Below are 14,637 nucleotides of genomic sequence, written 5' to 3'. Positions count from 1 at the left end.
CCTCCTTTGAACGTTTCACGCATTCCACAGAACGCCCCAGTCGGTAGAGGACAATTCATGCAAGTTTCCGTCGATACGACCTCCCAGATTGAACGCCGCATCAAGGTGCAGGTGCCGGCCGCCGAAATCGACGAGGCCGTTGCCGCCCGTCTCAAGGACGCCGCCAAGAACGTGCGCATGGATGGTTTCCGCAAGGGCAGGGTGCCGATGTCGGTGATCCGTCAGCGTTACGGCAGCGAGGTCCGCAACGAGGTGGTCGGCGAAGTGATGCGCGAGCGCTACGTGCGTGCCATCACCGACGAGAACCTCAACCCGGCCGGTTATCCGGAGATCGAGGCCGAGGTCAACGAGGCCGGCAAGGATCTCGAGTTCACCGCGACCCTCGAGGTGTACCCCGAGGTCGAGCTGGCCTCCATCGAGGGCACCGAGGTCGAGCGTCCCGTGGTCGAGGTGACCGACGCCGACGTCGACGAGATGATCGAGACCCTGCGCAAGCAGAACGCCGGCTGGGAAGAGGTCGAACGGGGCGCCGAGGACGGCGACCAGCTGACCATCGACTTCCAGGGCTACCTGGGCGGCGAGCCCTTCGAGGGCGGCAGCGCCGAGGGCCACGACCTGGTGATCGGTTCCGGCAGCTTCATCCCCGGCTTCGAGGAGCAGCTGATCGGTGCCAAGGCCGGTGACGACAAGGAGCTCAAGGTCACCTTCCCCGAGGACTACCAGGCCGAGAACCTGGCCGGCCAGGAAGCGACCTTCCAGGTCAAGGTCCATGCGGTCAAGGCCCAGTCCCTGCCCGAGGTGGACGCGGAGTTCGTCAAGCAGTTCGGCGTCGAGGACGGCGACCTGGACAAGTTCCGTGACGAGATCACCAAGAACATGAAGCGCGAGGCCGGCCAGGCGGTCGACAACCGCGTCAAGCAGCAGGTCCTCGAGGCGCTGAAGCAGGCCAACGACATTCCGGTCCCGCAGGCCCTGATCCAGCAGGAGACCGACGGACTCAAGCGTCAGGCGGCCCAGCAGTTCGGCCTCGGCGAGGACTTCGACGTCAGCCAGCTGCCCGACGAGCTGTTCGCCGAGCAGGCCAAGAGCCGGGTGCAGATCGGCCTGCTGCTGGCCGAGGTGATCAAGTCCGGCGAGCTCGATGCCTCCGACGACGAGATCAAGGCCAAGGTCGAGGAGCTGGCCCAGCAGTACCAGGACCCGCAGCAGGTGGTCGAGTACTACATGGGCAACGACCAGATGAAAAGTCAGGTCAAGTCCGCCATTCTTGAAGAGAAGGCGGTCGATGCCCTGCTCGAGCAGGCCACCGTCAAGGACGTCGAGATGGGCTATCAGGAGGCACTCGCCGCGGCCCAGCAGCAGGGCGGCGACGCCGAAGAGGCCGACGAGGTCGAGGGCGAAGCCAGTCAGGCCTGATCCCCGTCCCGGTCCTCCCGTCCGGTCGCCCGCGGCCGGACGGGGTGTCAGGCGTCGCTTCCATACACCGGATGCAAGGACATCACCCAGATGAGCAACGAGTTCGATATCCAATCCGCCGGCGGCCTGGTGCCCATGGTGGTCGAACAGAGCGCACGCGGCGAGCGGGCCTACGACATTTATTCCCGCCTGCTCAAGGAGCGCGTGATCTTCCTGGTGGGGCCGGTGGAAGACTACATGGCCAACCTGCTGGTGGCCCAGCTGCTGTTCCTCGAGTCCGAGAACCCGGACAAGGACGTGCACCTCTACATCAACTCCCCGGGCGGGTCGGTCACCGCGGGAATGTCGGTCTATGACACCATGCAGTTCATCAAGCCCGACGTCTCCACCGTGTGCATCGGCCAGGCGGCGAGCATGGGCGCGCTGCTGCTCGCCGGGGGCGCGGCGGGCAAGCGCTACTGCCTGCCCAATTCGCGGATGATGATCCACCAGCCGCTCGGCGGCTACCAGGGTCAGGCCTCGGACATCGAGATCCATACCCGCGAGATCCTCGGCATCCGCGATCGTCTCAACCATATCCTGGCCCACCATACCGGGCAGGACATCGAGACCATCGCCCGGGATACCGACCGCGACAACTTCATGGACGGTCCGCAGGCCGCGGAGTATGGCCTGATCGATGCCGTGCTGGATAAGCGGCCGACATCCTGATAGCGTGAAATCATCCACGCTCTGATTACGTGATTCCCGGCGGCCCTTGGGCCGCCGCTGCGAGAGAGGTACGCGAATGGCCGACGGCAAAGGCAAGGACGAAGGCGGCAAGCTGCTGTACTGCTCGTTCTGCGGCAAGAACCAGAACGAGGTGCGCAAGCTGATTGCCGGCCCGTCCGTCTATATCTGCGATGAGTGTGTCGACCTGTGCAACGACATCATTCGCGAGGAGGTGCTCGATGCCGATGCCGAGAGCGACGAGGAGCGTCTGCCGGCCCCCCGCGAGATTCGTCACACCCTCGACGACTACGTGATCGGCCAGGACCGCGCCAAGATGGTGCTGTCGGTGGCGGTCTACAATCACTACAAGCGGCTGCGCTACGGCGTGAAGGGCGACGAGGTGGAGCTCGGCAAGTCCAACATCCTGCTGATCGGGCCCACCGGCAGCGGCAAGACGCTGCTGGCCGAGACCCTCGCCCGGCTGCTCAACGTGCCGTTCACCATCGCCGACGCCACCACCCTGACCGAAGCCGGCTATGTGGGGGAGGATGTCGAGAACATCATCCAGAAGCTGCTGCAGAAGTGCGACTACGACGTCGACAAGGCCCAGCGTGGCATCGTCTACATCGACGAGATCGACAAGATCTCGCGCAAGTCCGACAACCCCTCCATCACCCGGGACGTCTCCGGGGAGGGCGTGCAGCAGGCCCTGCTCAAGCTGATCGAGGGCACCACCGCCTCGGTGCCGCCCCAGGGCGGCCGGAAGCATCCGCAGCAGGAATTCCTGCAGGTCGACACCGGCAACATCCTGTTCATCGTCGGCGGCGCCTTCGCCGGGCTCGACAAGGTGATCCGGGATCGCGCCGAGAAGGGCGGCATCGGTTTCAACGCCGAGGTCAAGAGCAAGGACGAGACCAAGGGCGTCGGCGACCTGCTGCTCGACGTGGAGCCCGAGGACCTGGTCAAGTTCGGCCTGATTCCCGAGTTCGTCGGCCGCCTGCCGGTGATCGCAACCCTCACCGAGCTCACCGAGGATGCGCTGATCCAGATCCTCACCGAGCCGAAGAACTCGCTGATCAAGCAGTACGGCCGGCTGTTCGAGATGGAGGGCGTGGAGCTCGACTTCCGCGAGGACGCCCTGCGTGCGGTGGCCGGCAAGGCCATGGCCCGCAAGACCGGGGCCCGCGGCCTGCGCTCCATCCTCGAGTCGGTGCTGCTCGACACCATGTACGAGATTCCTTCCCTGGAGGGGATCACCAAGGTGGTGATCGATGCCTCGGTGATCGCCGGCGAGAGCGAGCCGCTGCTGATGTATTCCCAGCAGGAGCAGCCGCGGGTCGACGGTACCGACGGCTAGGCCGCCGCGGCGTCGCTCCCGATGCGTCGGGGCACCCGCCAGCCTGCCCAGGAAAGGGGCCGCCCAGGCGGCCCTTTTCTTTGCGCCGCCGCCGCGGCGGCCTTGTAATGCCGCGCCGGCGCCCCCACTCCCTTGGTATCCCATTGATCGTTTGAGGAACGTCTGCGATGCAGCAGAACGCCGAACAGACCCTGAGTCTGCCCCTTTTGCCGCTGCGGGACGTGGTCGTCTACCCGCAGATGGTCATTCCGCTGTTCGTCGGTCGGGAGAAGTCCATCCAGGCGCTGGAAGCCGCCATGGAGGCCGACAAGCGCGTGCTGCTGGTGGCGCAGCGCGAGGCCAGCAAGGACGATCCCGACAACGAGGATCTCTTCGCCATCGGCACCGTGGCCGAGATCATGCAGCTGCTCAAGCTGCCCGACGGCACGGTCAAGGTGCTGATCGAGGGTGAGTCCCGGGCCGATATCCGCGACATCCTGGCCGTCGATGACGGCTACAGCCGGGCCGAGGTGGTGCTGCGCGAGAGCGAGCCGCTGTCCGAGCGCGAACAGGACGCCCTGGTCCGCGTGCTGCTCAACCAGTTCGAGCAGTACGTCAAGATGTCCAAGAAGGTGCCCAACGAGGTGCTCAACTCGCTGTCGGGCATCGAGGACCCCAGCCGCCTGGTCGACACGATCTGCGCGCACCTGTCGCTGAAGATCGACGACAAGCAGCAACTGCTCGAGATGGACCGGGTGCGGGATCGCGTCGAGCACCTGATGGCGCTGATCGAGTCCGAGATCGACCTGCTGCAGGTGGAGAAGCGCATCCGCTCGCGGGTCAAGGACCAGATGGAGAAGTCCCAGCGCGAGTACTACCTCAACGAGCAGATGAAGGCCATCCAGAAGGAGATGGGCGAGCTCGAGAACGTGCCCAACGAGGCCGACAAGTACGAGCAGGCCATCGAGAATTCCGGCATGCCCAAGGAGGCGGCCGACAAGGCGAAGCAGGAGCTGGGCAAGCTGCGCATGATGTCGCCGTCCTCGGCCGAGGCCACGGTGGTGCGCTCCTATCTGGACTGGCTGGTCTCGGTGCCCTGGAAGAAGCGCACCCGGGTGCGCCATGACCTGGCCCATGCCCAGCGGGTCCTCGACGAGGATCACTACGGGCTCGAGGAGGTCAAGGAGCGCATCCTCGAGTACCTGGCCGTGCACAAGCGGGTCAAGAAGCTCAAGGGGCCGGTGCTGTGCCTGGTGGGGCCGCCCGGGGTGGGCAAGACCTCGCTGGGTCAGTCCATCGCCCGGGCCACCAACCGCAAGTACGTGCGCCTGGCCCTCGGCGGGGTGCGCGACGAGTCGGAGGTCCGCGGCCACCGTCGTACCTACATCGGCTCGCTGCCCGGCAAGATGATCCAGCGCATGAGCAAGGCCGGGGTCAAGAACCCGCTGTTCCTGCTCGACGAGGTCGACAAGATCGGCATGGATCACCGCGGCGACCCGGCCTCGGCGCTGCTCGAGGTGCTCGACCCGGAGCAGAACGACAAGTTCAGCGACCACTATCTGGAGCTGGACTACGACCTGTCCGAGACGCTGTTCATCTGCACCGCCAACTCGATGAACATTCCCGGGCCGCTGCTCGACCGCATGGAAGTCATCCGCCTGCCCGGGTATACCGAGGACGAGAAGCTGGCCATCGCCAAGCGCTACCTGGTGCCCAAGCAGCTCAAGGCCAACGGCTTCAAGGACGACGAGCTGTCCTTCGCCGACGACGCGCTGCTCGAGCTGATCCGCTATTATAGCCGCGAGGCCGGGGTCCGCGAGCTCGAGCGCCAGATCGCCAAGGTCTGCCGCAAGGTACTGCGCGAGCGCCTGGAGAAGGAGGGCAAGGAAGGCGCCCAGGCCCCGGTCTGCCTGTCGGCCGGCGACATCGAGGCCTATGCGGGGGTGCGTCGCTACAGCTATGGCCTGGCCGACCAGGAAGACCAGGTCGGCCGGGTGACCGGCCTGGCCTGGACCTCGGTGGGCGGCGAGCTGCTCAACATCGAGTCGGTGGTGACCCCGGGCAAGGGGCGCATCAACAAGACCGGCTCGCTGGGCGACGTGATGAAGGAGTCGGTGAGCGCCGCCCACACCGTGGTGCGAGCCCGGGCGCTGTCGCTCGGCGTCGACCCGGAGCGCTTCGAGAAGGAGGACCTGCACATCCACGTGCCCGAGGGGGCCACGCCCAAGGACGGTCCCAGCGCCGGCATCGCCATGGTCACCGCCATGATCTCCGCCTACACGGGCCGGCCGGTGCGCTGCGACGTGGCCATGACCGGTGAGGTCAACCTGCGCGGCGAGGTGATGCCGATCGGTGGCCTGAAGGAGAAATTGCTGGCCGCCAGGCGGGGTGGTATAAAGACCGTGCTTATCCCGGAGGAGAACCGCCGCGACTTGAAGGAGGTGCCGGATAACATCAAGGAAGCCCTTGATATTCGGCCTGTTCGCTGGATCGATGACGTTCTCGAGGTCGCTCTGGCCGAAAAGTCGGGCCAGAAAAGTGATGAAGCTCGCGCGGAAGATGTCGCCACTTCTCACTCGATGATCAGTACGCACTGACGACATTTTCGCCATCATGTCGGGGCAGAAACCCCGCCATGATGGGGATTGTCAGGGATGGTTGCTTGACAGGCCTTTCATCGCATTGCTATAAATTACCGCCATGCTGTGATCGCGTCAGTCAGCCGTAAGTCTCGCCGATTAGAGCCAATTTACGAAACAGTCAAGGGGTGAAGTGTGAACAAATCCGAGCTGATCGAAGCCATTGCCGCGTCTGCCGACATTCCCAAGGCGGCCGCTTCTCGCGCGCTGGATGCCATGGTCGAGACCGTGGCCGACAGCCTGAAGAAGGGCGACAGCGTTTCCCTGGTGGGTTTCGGCACTTTCACCGTCAAGGAGCGTGCGGCCCGCACCGGTCGCAACCCGCAGACCGGTGAGCCGATCGAGATCAGCGCCGCCAAGGTGCCGAGCTTCAAGGCCGGCAAGGCGCTCAAGGATTCCGTCAACTGAGGCAGCGCCGCTTGCCCAGTCATTGACGACTGATCCAGTACAGGCGCATCGCTTCCGCGGTGCGCCTGTTTTCGTTTTTGGCCGCGCCCTGCGCCTCCGGGTCGTTCCTTCCACGGTCGCGGCCCCGACCCGGATGCGTATAATGTGGCGCGACCCGACACACTTGATCCGCAGAGGCCTGCATGCTGCAAAGTATTCGTGACCGCTCCACCAGTTGGGGTGCCAAGATCATCATCGGCGCCGTGGTCGTGACCATGGCGCTGTTCGGCGTGGAGTCGCTGGTCGGCCTGCTGGGCAGCGATGGCGAGACGATCGCCGAGGTAAACGGCGAGCCGATCACCCGCCAGCAGCTGGAGCTCGAGGTCCAGCGGGCCATCCGCAGCGGCCAGGTGCCGCCGGAGCAGGAGCGCCAGCTGCGCGCCCAGATGCTCGATACCCTGGTCACCGACCGGCTGCTCACCCAGTACGCCGAAGCGGGGGGGCTGCACCTGTCCGAGACACAGCTCGATCAGCTCATCGTCGGCCTGCCGGAGTTCCAGGACGCGGAGGGGCGCTTCGACCGCGAGCTGTTCCGCAACCGGCTGGCCAGCGCCGGCTTCACGCCGCTGTCGTTTCGCCAGCAGTTGAGGGTCGACATGAAGCGTCGCCAGCTGCAGCAGGGCCTGGCCATGAGCGAGTTCAGCCTGGACAGCGAGCAGGCGCGCCTGGCGGCGTTGCAGCGCCAGACCCGCACCTTCCGCCACCATGCCCTGGTGCCGTCCGACCTCGAGTCGGCCCCGGCGGTCAGCGAGGGCGAGCTGCGCGACTACTACGAAGCGCATGCCGACGACTACCAGCGTCCCGAGCAGGTGCGCCTGGCCTATGTGGTGCTGGACCGCCAGGCCATGGCCGAGGACCTGGAGGTCGACGAGGCGGCCCTGCGCGAGGCCTGGCAGGCCGACGCCGCCGACGCCGATCGCCGCGTCGCGCATATCATGGTGACCTTCGGCGACCAGCGGACCCGCGACGAGGCCGTCGCGCGCCTGGAGGAGGTCCAGTCACGGCTGGCCGACGGCGAGGCCTTCGCCGACCTGGCCGCCGAATTCTCCGACGACGCCTCCACCAGCGATGCCGGCGGCGACCTGGGCGTGATCAGCCGCGGCTTCTTCGGCGAGGCCTTCGAGGAGGCGGCCTTCGCCCTGTCCGAGGGGCAGGTATCGGATATCGTCGAGACCGACAACGGCCTGCACCTGGTCAAGGTCACCGAGCTGGATCGCCCGTCCTTCGAGCAGGCTCGGGATCGCTTGGCCCGCCAGGTCGCCATGGAGCGCGTCGGCGATGCCTTCAACGAGCGGGCCCAGCGCCTGATCGACCAGAGCTTCGCCGCCGAGGACCTGGCGAGCGTGGCCGAGAGCCTCGACCTCGAGCTGCACGAGAGCGACTGGATCAGCCGCGACGGGGCCCAGGGCGTGCTGGCCGAGCCCGGCGTCATGCGTCAGGCGTTCTCGCCGGACGTGCTGGAGGAGGGCTTCAACAGCGAGGTGATCGAGCTCGACGAGGAGCGGCGCATGGTGCTGCGCGTCCTCGAGCATCGAGAGGCCACCACCCTGCCGCTGGAGGAGGTGCGCGCGCAGGTCGCCGAGGCCGTCGAGGCACGCAAGGCCCGCCAGGCCCTCGAGGCCAGGGCCGAGGAGATGCTCGCCGCCTTGCGCGACGGCGAGTCGCTGGACCTCGACTGGCAACGTGAGGACGCGCTGAGCCGCCAGGCCGGCAGCGACCTGGCGGAGCCGGTGATCGAGAGCGTCTTCCGCCTGCCGCATCCGGGCGACGGCGAAACCGTCTATGGCCACGCCGTGGATGGCCAGCGCGTGGTGCTGATCGCCCTGGAGCAGGTGACCGAGGGCGAGCCCAACGCGCAGATCGAGTCCTTCGTGGCGCGCATGGCCGAGCAGCTGCGCTCCCAGGCGGCCATCACCGGCCTGCTCGACCACCTGCGCGACCAGGCCGAGATCAGCCGGCCCTGAGGGCCGAGGGGTAAAGGGTGAGGGGTGAGGAGTATGGGGTGAAGAGTATGGAGTGGGGGGTGAGGAATCTTGGTTCCTTGCCTCCAGGCCCTTATCCTGCTCCTTGACCCCGACCCCCGACCCCCGACCCCCGACCCCCGACCCCCGACCCCCGAACTCCGAACCCCGAACCCCGAACCCCGAACCCCGAACCCCGAACCCCGAACCCCGAACCCCGAACCCCGAACCCCGAACCCCGAACCCCGAACCCCGAACCCCGAACCCCGAACCCCGAACACTATGCCCACTCCGCTTACCGACATTCCCGTCCACGTCGTCACCGGCTTCCTGGGCGGCGGCAAGAGTTCGCTGATTCGCCATTGGCTGGCCGGCAAGCCCGCGGGCGAGCGCTGGGCGGTGTTGATCAACGAGTTCGGCCGGGTGGGCATCGACCAGGCGCTACTCGCCGGTCGCGACGACGTGGTGGTCAAGGCGCTGCCGGGCGGCTGCCTGTGCTGCCAGTTGGCCGTGGTCCTGAAGGCGACGCTGGTCGAGCTGTTGCGCCGCGAGCGTCCGGACCGCCTGATCATCGAACCCTCGGGGCTCGGCCATCCCGGTGGGCTGCTGGAGATGCTGCGCGGCGAGGCCTTCGCCGAGGTGCTCAGGCTCCAGGAGGTCATCGCGGTGCTCGATCCCCGGCGTCTCGACGATCCCCGGGCCAGGCACCACGAGACCTTCCGCGACCAGCTGGCGCTCGCCGACGGCGTCGCCCTGACCATGACCGATCTTGCCAGCGCGGCCCAGGTCGCCGCCGCCCGGCGCTGGATCGCCGAGCTGGACGGGGCCGTGGCGTGGGTCGAGGAGGCGCCTCACGGCCGGCTGCCGGACGCCCATCGGCCGGCGTCGGCCGGCCGCCACGCCGCGGGCATGGCCTACCGCCCGGCGGCGCACCGGGCCCTGCTCGAGGCACCGGTGGGCGCAGGAGACAGCGAGCGCACACCGACGCCGGGCGTGCCGGTCAGGGAGACGGGAAGGGCGCTCGGCCACGTCAGCCTGGGCTGGCGCTGGCATGCCGAGGAGGTCTTCTCGCGTCAGGCGCTGGAGGCGTGCCTGGCGGCGCTGCCCGCCGGGGTGCGGGTCAAGGGCGTCTTCCATGCCGCCGATGGCTGGTGGAGCTACAACCGGGTCGAGGGCGACGAGCCCGCCGTGCGCAGCGACTGGCGACGTGACTCCCGTCTCGAGCTCATCGGCGCGCCCGGGACCCTGCCGGAGGCCGAGGCCCTGGAGGCCGAGCTGGCTGCCTGCCTCCGATAGGGGGATAAGCGTCAGCGCATCCACCACGATTCCGACACGAGCCTGGCCTTCCAGATGGCCCGGGCCGGCGTCATTCGTGAGGATGCGTCAGATGCAGCCGTTCGGATGGCGCCCGGTCATGCGGATCGGGTAGGCCGTGCTGGCGACAGGCGGCGATCAGGGTGTTGTGCAGCAGGCAGGCGATGGTCATGGGGCCGACGCCGCCCGGGACCGGGGTGAGCGCGCCGGCGACCCGGGAGACGCAGGCGGCATCCACGTCGCCCACCAGGCGTCGGCTGTCGCCATCGCCCAGGCGCGTGATGCCGACGTCGATCACCGTGGCGCCGGCCTTGACCCAGTCACCCTGCACCAGCCCGGGCTGACCCACCGCCGCCACCAGGATGTCGCCCTGGCGGCAGACCTTGGCGGGGTTGGAGGTCTTCGAGTGGGCAACGGTGACGGTGCAGTCCTCCCTCAGCAGCAGGCTCGCCAGGGGGCGGCCGACGATTCGCGAGCGGCCCAGCACCACGGCATGCTTGCCGGTGAGCTCGCCGAGGTGCGACTGGAGCAGCCGGATGCAGCCCAGCGGGGTGCAGGGCGCCAGGCCCTCGCCGCCCGCGGCCAGGGCGCCCACGTTGAGGGGATGGAAGCCGTCCACGTCCTTGGCCGGGTCGATGGCGTCGATGATCGCCTCGGGATCGATATGCGCCGGCAGCGGCAGCTGGACCAGGATGCCATGCACGGACGGGTCGCGATTGAGGGTCGCGATCAGCGAGAGAAGCTCGCCCTGCGGCGTCGAGGCGGGCAGGCAGTGCTCGAAGGAGCGCATGCCGACCTCCCGGGCATGCTCCCCCTTGCGCCGCACGTACACCTGGCTGGCGGGGTCGTCGCCCACCAGGACCGCCGCCAGGCCGGGGACGGGGCCCTGGTGAGCGCCGAGTCGCCGCACCTCGTCGGCCACCGTCTCGCGCAGCGCCCTGGCCTGGGCCTTGCCATCGATCCATATCGCCATTGCGCTCCCGCCTGTCTGGTGTGCTTCTCGAGCCGGCGGCGGCCAGGGCTATTGCAGTTAACCGTGCCGCTCGGGACTATCCCGGCGACAGGTCTCCGAGGGGGCGCTGTGAACCCTTCCCTGGGCGCTACCGACGCCATCCCTGGCGTAGGACCCCCTCTTCGACCTGTCCCCGGCGCTCCTCGCTGAGTTTCGCTGCTATTCCCCATCCCCAGCGGGGGCGGCTCAACCTGCCTCGGAAGTCTAGGGCAGGCGCGTCGCTGCGCTGTTCCCCCGGCGACGCCGCGCATCGCCACGGCGACGGTCGTCCTGCACTATGTCATTGTCGCCCTGGTGGAAGTGGCGAAACCCCAGGCTTCCTAGCCTAGGAGATAGCCCCGACGGGGCATAAGCATAGCGCAACGGCGAGGACAGTCCATGTATCGCGTGCGTCGCTGGGTGGTCCGTCATGCCCGGGCCTTCGAGATCCTCTACGATGGCTTCGAGCCCGTCCTCAAGGCCCTCGCGCCGCTGGTGGCCCGGCTGGGCCACGAACGGCTGGAGCGCCCGGTCGCGGCGTTCGAGCGGGCCGTCAAGGGCTTCCTGTTCGACTGTCAGATGTGCGGGCACTGCGTGCTCAGTGCCACCGGCATGGCCTGCCCCATGAACTGCCCCAAGCGGCTGCGCAACGGCCCCTGCGGCGGGGTGCGCCCCGACGGGGGCTGCGAGGTGAAGCCCGAGATGCGCTGCGTCTGGGTCGAGGCCTGGGAGGGCAGCCGCCGCATGCGCCACGGCGATCGTATCCAGGTGGTGCAGCTGCCGGTGGATGCCGCCGAGCAGGGGCGCTCCGCCTGGCTCAAGGTGATGCGCGGCGAACACGCCAGGGAGGTGTCGGGGATCCATGAAGTTCGATGACGAGCCGGTTCCCGGCTATTCGCTGCCGATCCTGCCGGGCCATGTCTCGCCCGGACGCCTGGAGCGCGTGCTGCGCGCCGGGCGCTTCGCGCTGACCACCGAGATCGACCCGCCGGACTCCGCCGACCCGGCGGAGGTGTTGCGACGGGTGGCGATCTTCGACGGCTATGTGGATGCCGTCAACGCCACCGATGGCTCCGGGGCCAACTGTCACATGTCCAGCGTCGGGGTCTGCTCGCTGCTGACCCGGGTGGGCTACGCCACCATCCTCCAGATGTCCTGTCGCGACCGCAACCGCATCGCCATGCAGGGCGAGATCCTGGGGGCCGCGGCCATGGGCGCCTGCAACCTGCTGTGCCTGACCGGGGACGGCGTCCAGGCCGGGGACCATCCCCAGGCCCAGCCGGTCTTCGACCTGGATTCCATGTCGCTGCTGGAGGTCGCCCGACGCATGCGCGACGAGGGGCGCTTCGAGAGCGGGCGGGCGATCACCGACCCGCCACGGATCTTCCTCGGCGCGGCGGAGAACCCCTTCGTGCCCCCGCAGACCTGGCGGGCGCGCCGCCTGGCCAAGAAGGTGGCCGCCGGCGCCCGCTTCATCCAGACCCAGTACTGCTTCGATCCGCCGCGACTGCGCGATTTCATGGCCGAGGTCGCGGACCTGGGCGTGCTCGAGGGGCCCGACCGCGCCTTCGTGCTGGTGGGCATGGGGCCGCTGGCCTCCGCACGCAGCGCGCGCTGGATCCGTGAGCACGTCCCCGGGGTGCATATCCCCGATGCCGTGATCCGGCGCCTCGAGGGCGCCCGCGACCAGCGGGCGGAGGGCGAGCGGCTGTGCTGCGATATCCTCGCCGAGGTGCGCGAGATCGAGGGGGTGAGCGGCGCCCATATCATGGCCTACCGCCAGGAGCACACGGTGGCACGAATCATCGACGAGACCGGGGTGCTCGAGGGGCGCGTGCCCTGGTACCCGGGGCGGGACAACCCCGCCGAGCTCAACCCCGAGGCGCCGGAGGCGGACGTGGACGACGTGGTCGCCTCCGGTACAGGCTAGCCATCCGGCGGAGAACCGGTCCGACGCATCGGCGATGGCGCCGCCAGGCGCCTGAGGCATCTCCCACCGCCGCTTCGCGGCGGATCGCGCAGCTCGCTGCGCTCCCACGAAAAGCTCAACACCCGCTATCTCCTGTGGGAGTGCCGGTCCGACGCTTCGGCGTTAGAGCGCGATGGCGCCGCCAGGCGCCCGAGCTGCTCAAGGCGCATCGATCCGGCGGCAGCGGGCCGGAAGCGGTGGATGCGCTGACGCTTATCCCCCTATTTCTCAGCCTTCCAGCGGGAAGTCGCGCAGTACCGGCGCCTGGCCCGGGGCGATCTCGATCTCCCAGCCCTGGCCCGGCTGCCAGTCGCCCAGCACGAAGCGGCGTGCCGGGGTACCGTCGAGTTCCAGCGGGTGAACGGCGGGGCGATGGGTATGGCCATGGACCAGGGTGGTCACGCCGTGCTGGCGCAGGGCGGCCAGCACCTCGTCCGGGGTGACGTCCATGATGTCCTCGGCCTTGTTGGAGTTGGCCTCGCCGGACTGGTCGCGCAACTGCCGTGCCAGCGCCAGTCGCTCGGGGATCGGCATGGCGAGAATCTGCGCCTGCCATTGCGGGTCCCGGGCGCGGGCCCGGAAGGCCATGTAGGCCTCGTCCCGGGTGCACAGGCTGTCGCCGTGCATCAGCAGCACCCGCTCGTCGCCGAGGGTCACGACGCTGGGGTCGGGCAGCAGGCGTGCCCCGGCCTCCCCGGCGAAGCGCTCCCCGAGCAGGAAGTCGCGATTGCCGTGCATCAGATAGATGGCGGTGCCGTCGTCGGCGCGGGCCTTCAGGGCGTCGGCGATGCGCCGTGCCAGGACGGCAGTGCCGGTCGGGTCGGCCTCGCCGAGGTCCAGCAGGTCGTCGCCGATCCAGGCCTCGAAGAAGTCGCCGAGGATGTACAGGGCCTCGGCGCCCCTGGCGCGGCGGTCGAGCCAGGCCAGGAACCCCTCGGTGATGGCGGGGGCGCCGGGGTGGAGGTGCAGGTCGGAAATCAGCAGGATAGACATGGCGGCTCTTGCGGCGTCGGGGGAAAGCCAACACACCCGCCGGGGCGGGTGCGTGAGAAGCATGAGGCGCTAGGCTTTGTCTGAAAAGTCGACGAGCGAAGGCTAGACAAGGCAAAAATCGGTGAAGAGGCGGAGTTTACAGGTAGTAAATGAGCACTTTGAGCCGATTTTTAACGCCGTATAGCCGAGCGCAGGCACTTTTCGGGCATTGCCTAGGCTAGGCCTCGGCGTCGTCCTTCACGTAGGCACGCTGGATGATGACGTCATCGGCGGGCACGTCGGCGTGCATGCCGCGGCGGGTCGTCGGCACGGCCTTGATGCGCTCGACCACGTCCATGCCGTCGACCACCTCGCCGAACACGCAGTATCCCCAGCCCTGGATGTTCTTGCCGCGATGGTTGAGGAAGTCGTTGTCGGCGACGTTGATGAAGAACTGGGCGCTGGCGGAGTGCGGGTCCTGGGTGCGGGCCATGGCCAGGGTGCCGGTGGTGTTGGCCAGGCCGTTGTCGGCCTCGTTCTCGATGGGCTCGCGGGTCGGCTTCTGGTTGAAGTCGGCGTCGAAGCCGCCGCCCTGCACCATGAAGCCGTCGATCACCCGGTGGAAGAGGGTGTCGTCATAGAAGCCGTCGCGCACGTATTGCTCGAAGTTGGCCGCCGTCTTCGGCGCCTTGTCGTGGTTGAGCGCGATGGTGATATCGCCGAAGTTGGTCTGCAAGATGATCATCACGGTTTCCTGTCAGGATGCGAGGGCGGTCGCCATCGGTCGTTGCGCGGGGCTGTTCCGTCGACAGCTCTTCGAGGAGGCGCTGTGAACCCTTCCCTGGGCGCTACTTTTGCCATCCATGGCAAAGGACCTCCTC

At 68.0% G+C, this 14,637-nt stretch carries 12 protein-coding genes; 9 read left to right on the top strand and 3 right to left on the bottom strand.

The features are described 5' to 3' along the window. Window positions 1–57: 57 nt before the first annotated feature. The 7 genes from tig (at window position 58) to OCT48_RS10020 (ending at window position 9,806) form a co-directional block, all read left to right on the top strand. Window positions 58–1,416 (top strand): trigger factor, encoded by a 1,359-nt coding sequence (gene tig / locus OCT48_RS10050; protein WP_263589042.1) that lies wholly within the window; start codon window positions 58–60, stop codon window positions 1,414–1,416. A gap of 90 nt (window positions 1,417–1,506) precedes the next feature. Then, on the top strand, window positions 1,507–2,127 hold the full coding sequence (gene clpP / locus OCT48_RS10045; RefSeq protein ID WP_263589041.1) for an ATP-dependent Clp endopeptidase proteolytic subunit ClpP: 621 nt from the start codon (window positions 1,507–1,509) through the stop codon (window positions 2,125–2,127). A gap of 76 nt (window positions 2,128–2,203) precedes the next feature. After that, complete coding sequence (gene clpX / locus OCT48_RS10040; RefSeq protein WP_263589040.1) at window positions 2,204–3,484, top strand: ATP-dependent Clp protease ATP-binding subunit ClpX; 1,281 nt, start codon at window positions 2,204–2,206, stop codon at window positions 3,482–3,484. 167 nt (window positions 3,485–3,651) lie between these two features. Beyond that, window positions 3,652–6,060 (top strand): endopeptidase La, encoded by a 2,409-nt coding sequence (gene lon, locus OCT48_RS10035; protein ID WP_263589039.1) that lies wholly within the window; start codon window positions 3,652–3,654, stop codon window positions 6,058–6,060. Between the two features lie 177 nt (window positions 6,061–6,237). Beyond that, window positions 6,238–6,510 (top strand): HU family DNA-binding protein, encoded by a 273-nt coding sequence (locus tag OCT48_RS10030; protein ID WP_126486769.1) that lies wholly within the window; start codon window positions 6,238–6,240, stop codon window positions 6,508–6,510. A gap of 182 nt (window positions 6,511–6,692) precedes the next feature. Further along, window positions 6,693–8,513, top strand: a complete 1,821-nt coding sequence (locus OCT48_RS10025) for a SurA N-terminal domain-containing protein (RefSeq protein ID WP_263589038.1) — start codon at window positions 6,693–6,695, stop codon at window positions 8,511–8,513. A gap of 279 nt (window positions 8,514–8,792) precedes the next feature. Next, a complete protein-coding gene (locus tag OCT48_RS10020; RefSeq protein ID WP_263589037.1) occupies window positions 8,793–9,806 on the top strand; it encodes a CobW family GTP-binding protein in 1,014 nt (337 codons plus the stop codon). A 70-nt stretch (window positions 9,807–9,876) separates the two neighbouring features. On the opposite strand, the gene folD is transcribed toward OCT48_RS10020, so the two are convergent. After that, entirely contained in the window at window positions 9,877–10,797 is a 921-nt protein-coding gene (gene folD / locus OCT48_RS10015; protein ID WP_263589036.1) for a bifunctional methylenetetrahydrofolate dehydrogenase/methenyltetrahydrofolate cyclohydrolase FolD, read from the bottom strand. A gap of 417 nt (window positions 10,798–11,214) precedes the next feature. Here folD and OCT48_RS10010 point away from each other — a divergent pair, with 417 nt between their 5' ends. Together OCT48_RS10010 and OCT48_RS10005 are read left to right on the top strand one after the other, a co-directional pair. Beyond that, window positions 11,215–11,691, top strand: a complete 477-nt coding sequence (locus OCT48_RS10010; RefSeq protein WP_263589035.1) for a methylenetetrahydrofolate reductase C-terminal domain-containing protein — start codon at window positions 11,215–11,217, stop codon at window positions 11,689–11,691. Next, on the top strand, window positions 11,678–12,745 hold the full coding sequence (locus OCT48_RS10005) for a methylenetetrahydrofolate reductase (RefSeq protein WP_263589034.1): 1,068 nt from the start codon (window positions 11,678–11,680) through the stop codon (window positions 12,743–12,745). Before OCT48_RS10010 ends, OCT48_RS10005 begins: the two co-directional genes overlap by 14 nt. Before the next feature lie 267 nt (window positions 12,746–13,012). On the opposite strand, the gene OCT48_RS10000 is transcribed toward OCT48_RS10005, so the two are convergent. Together OCT48_RS10000 and OCT48_RS09995 are read right to left on the bottom strand one after the other, a co-directional pair. Next, window positions 13,013–13,777, bottom strand: coding sequence for a UDP-2,3-diacylglucosamine diphosphatase (locus OCT48_RS10000; protein WP_263592546.1), 765 nt, complete (start codon window positions 13,775–13,777; stop codon window positions 13,013–13,015). Between the two features lie 217 nt (window positions 13,778–13,994). Further along, entirely contained in the window at window positions 13,995–14,501 is a 507-nt protein-coding gene (locus OCT48_RS09995; RefSeq protein WP_263592545.1) for a peptidylprolyl isomerase, read from the bottom strand. Window positions 14,502–14,637: the final 136 nt, after the last annotated feature.

Origin of the sequence: Halomonas sp. M4R1S46, from assembly GCF_025725685.1 — a bacterium.
In the GTDB taxonomy this organism is placed as follows: domain Bacteria; phylum Pseudomonadota; class Gammaproteobacteria; order Pseudomonadales; family Halomonadaceae; genus Halomonas.
The sequence above is the reverse complement of the archived record's forward strand: the minus strand, read 5'-3'. Positions and strand labels throughout refer to the sequence as shown.

What these genes read in the sequence shown, in the direction of transcription:
- tig (WP_263589042.1), top strand. Translation starts at nt 58, where the DNA reads ATGCAAGTTTCCGTCGATACGACCTCCCAGATTGAACGCCGCATCAAG.
- clpP (WP_263589041.1), top strand. Translation starts at nt 1,507, where the DNA reads ATGAGCAACGAGTTCGATATCCAATCCGCCGGCGGCCTGGTGCCCATG.
- clpX (WP_263589040.1), top strand. Translation starts at nt 2,204, where the DNA reads ATGGCCGACGGCAAAGGCAAGGACGAAGGCGGCAAGCTGCTGTACTGC.
- lon (WP_263589039.1), top strand. Translation starts at nt 3,652, where the DNA reads ATGCAGCAGAACGCCGAACAGACCCTGAGTCTGCCCCTTTTGCCGCTG.
- OCT48_RS10025 (WP_263589038.1), top strand. Translation starts at nt 6,693, where the DNA reads ATGCTGCAAAGTATTCGTGACCGCTCCACCAGTTGGGGTGCCAAGATC.
- OCT48_RS10020 (WP_263589037.1), top strand. Translation starts at nt 8,793, where the DNA reads ATGCCCACTCCGCTTACCGACATTCCCGTCCACGTCGTCACCGGCTTC.
- folD (WP_263589036.1), bottom strand. Translation starts at nt 10,797, where the DNA reads ATGGCGATATGGATCGATGGCAAGGCCCAGGCCAGGGCGCTGCGCGAG.
- OCT48_RS10010 (WP_263589035.1), top strand. Translation starts at nt 11,215, where the DNA reads ATGTATCGCGTGCGTCGCTGGGTGGTCCGTCATGCCCGGGCCTTCGAG.
- OCT48_RS10005 (WP_263589034.1), top strand. Translation starts at nt 11,678, where the DNA reads ATGAAGTTCGATGACGAGCCGGTTCCCGGCTATTCGCTGCCGATCCTG.
- OCT48_RS10000 (WP_263592546.1), bottom strand. Translation starts at nt 13,777, where the DNA reads ATGTCTATCCTGCTGATTTCCGACCTGCACCTCCACCCCGGCGCCCCC.
- OCT48_RS09995 (WP_263592545.1), bottom strand. Translation starts at nt 14,501, where the DNA reads ATGATCATCTTGCAGACCAACTTCGGCGATATCACCATCGCGCTCAAC.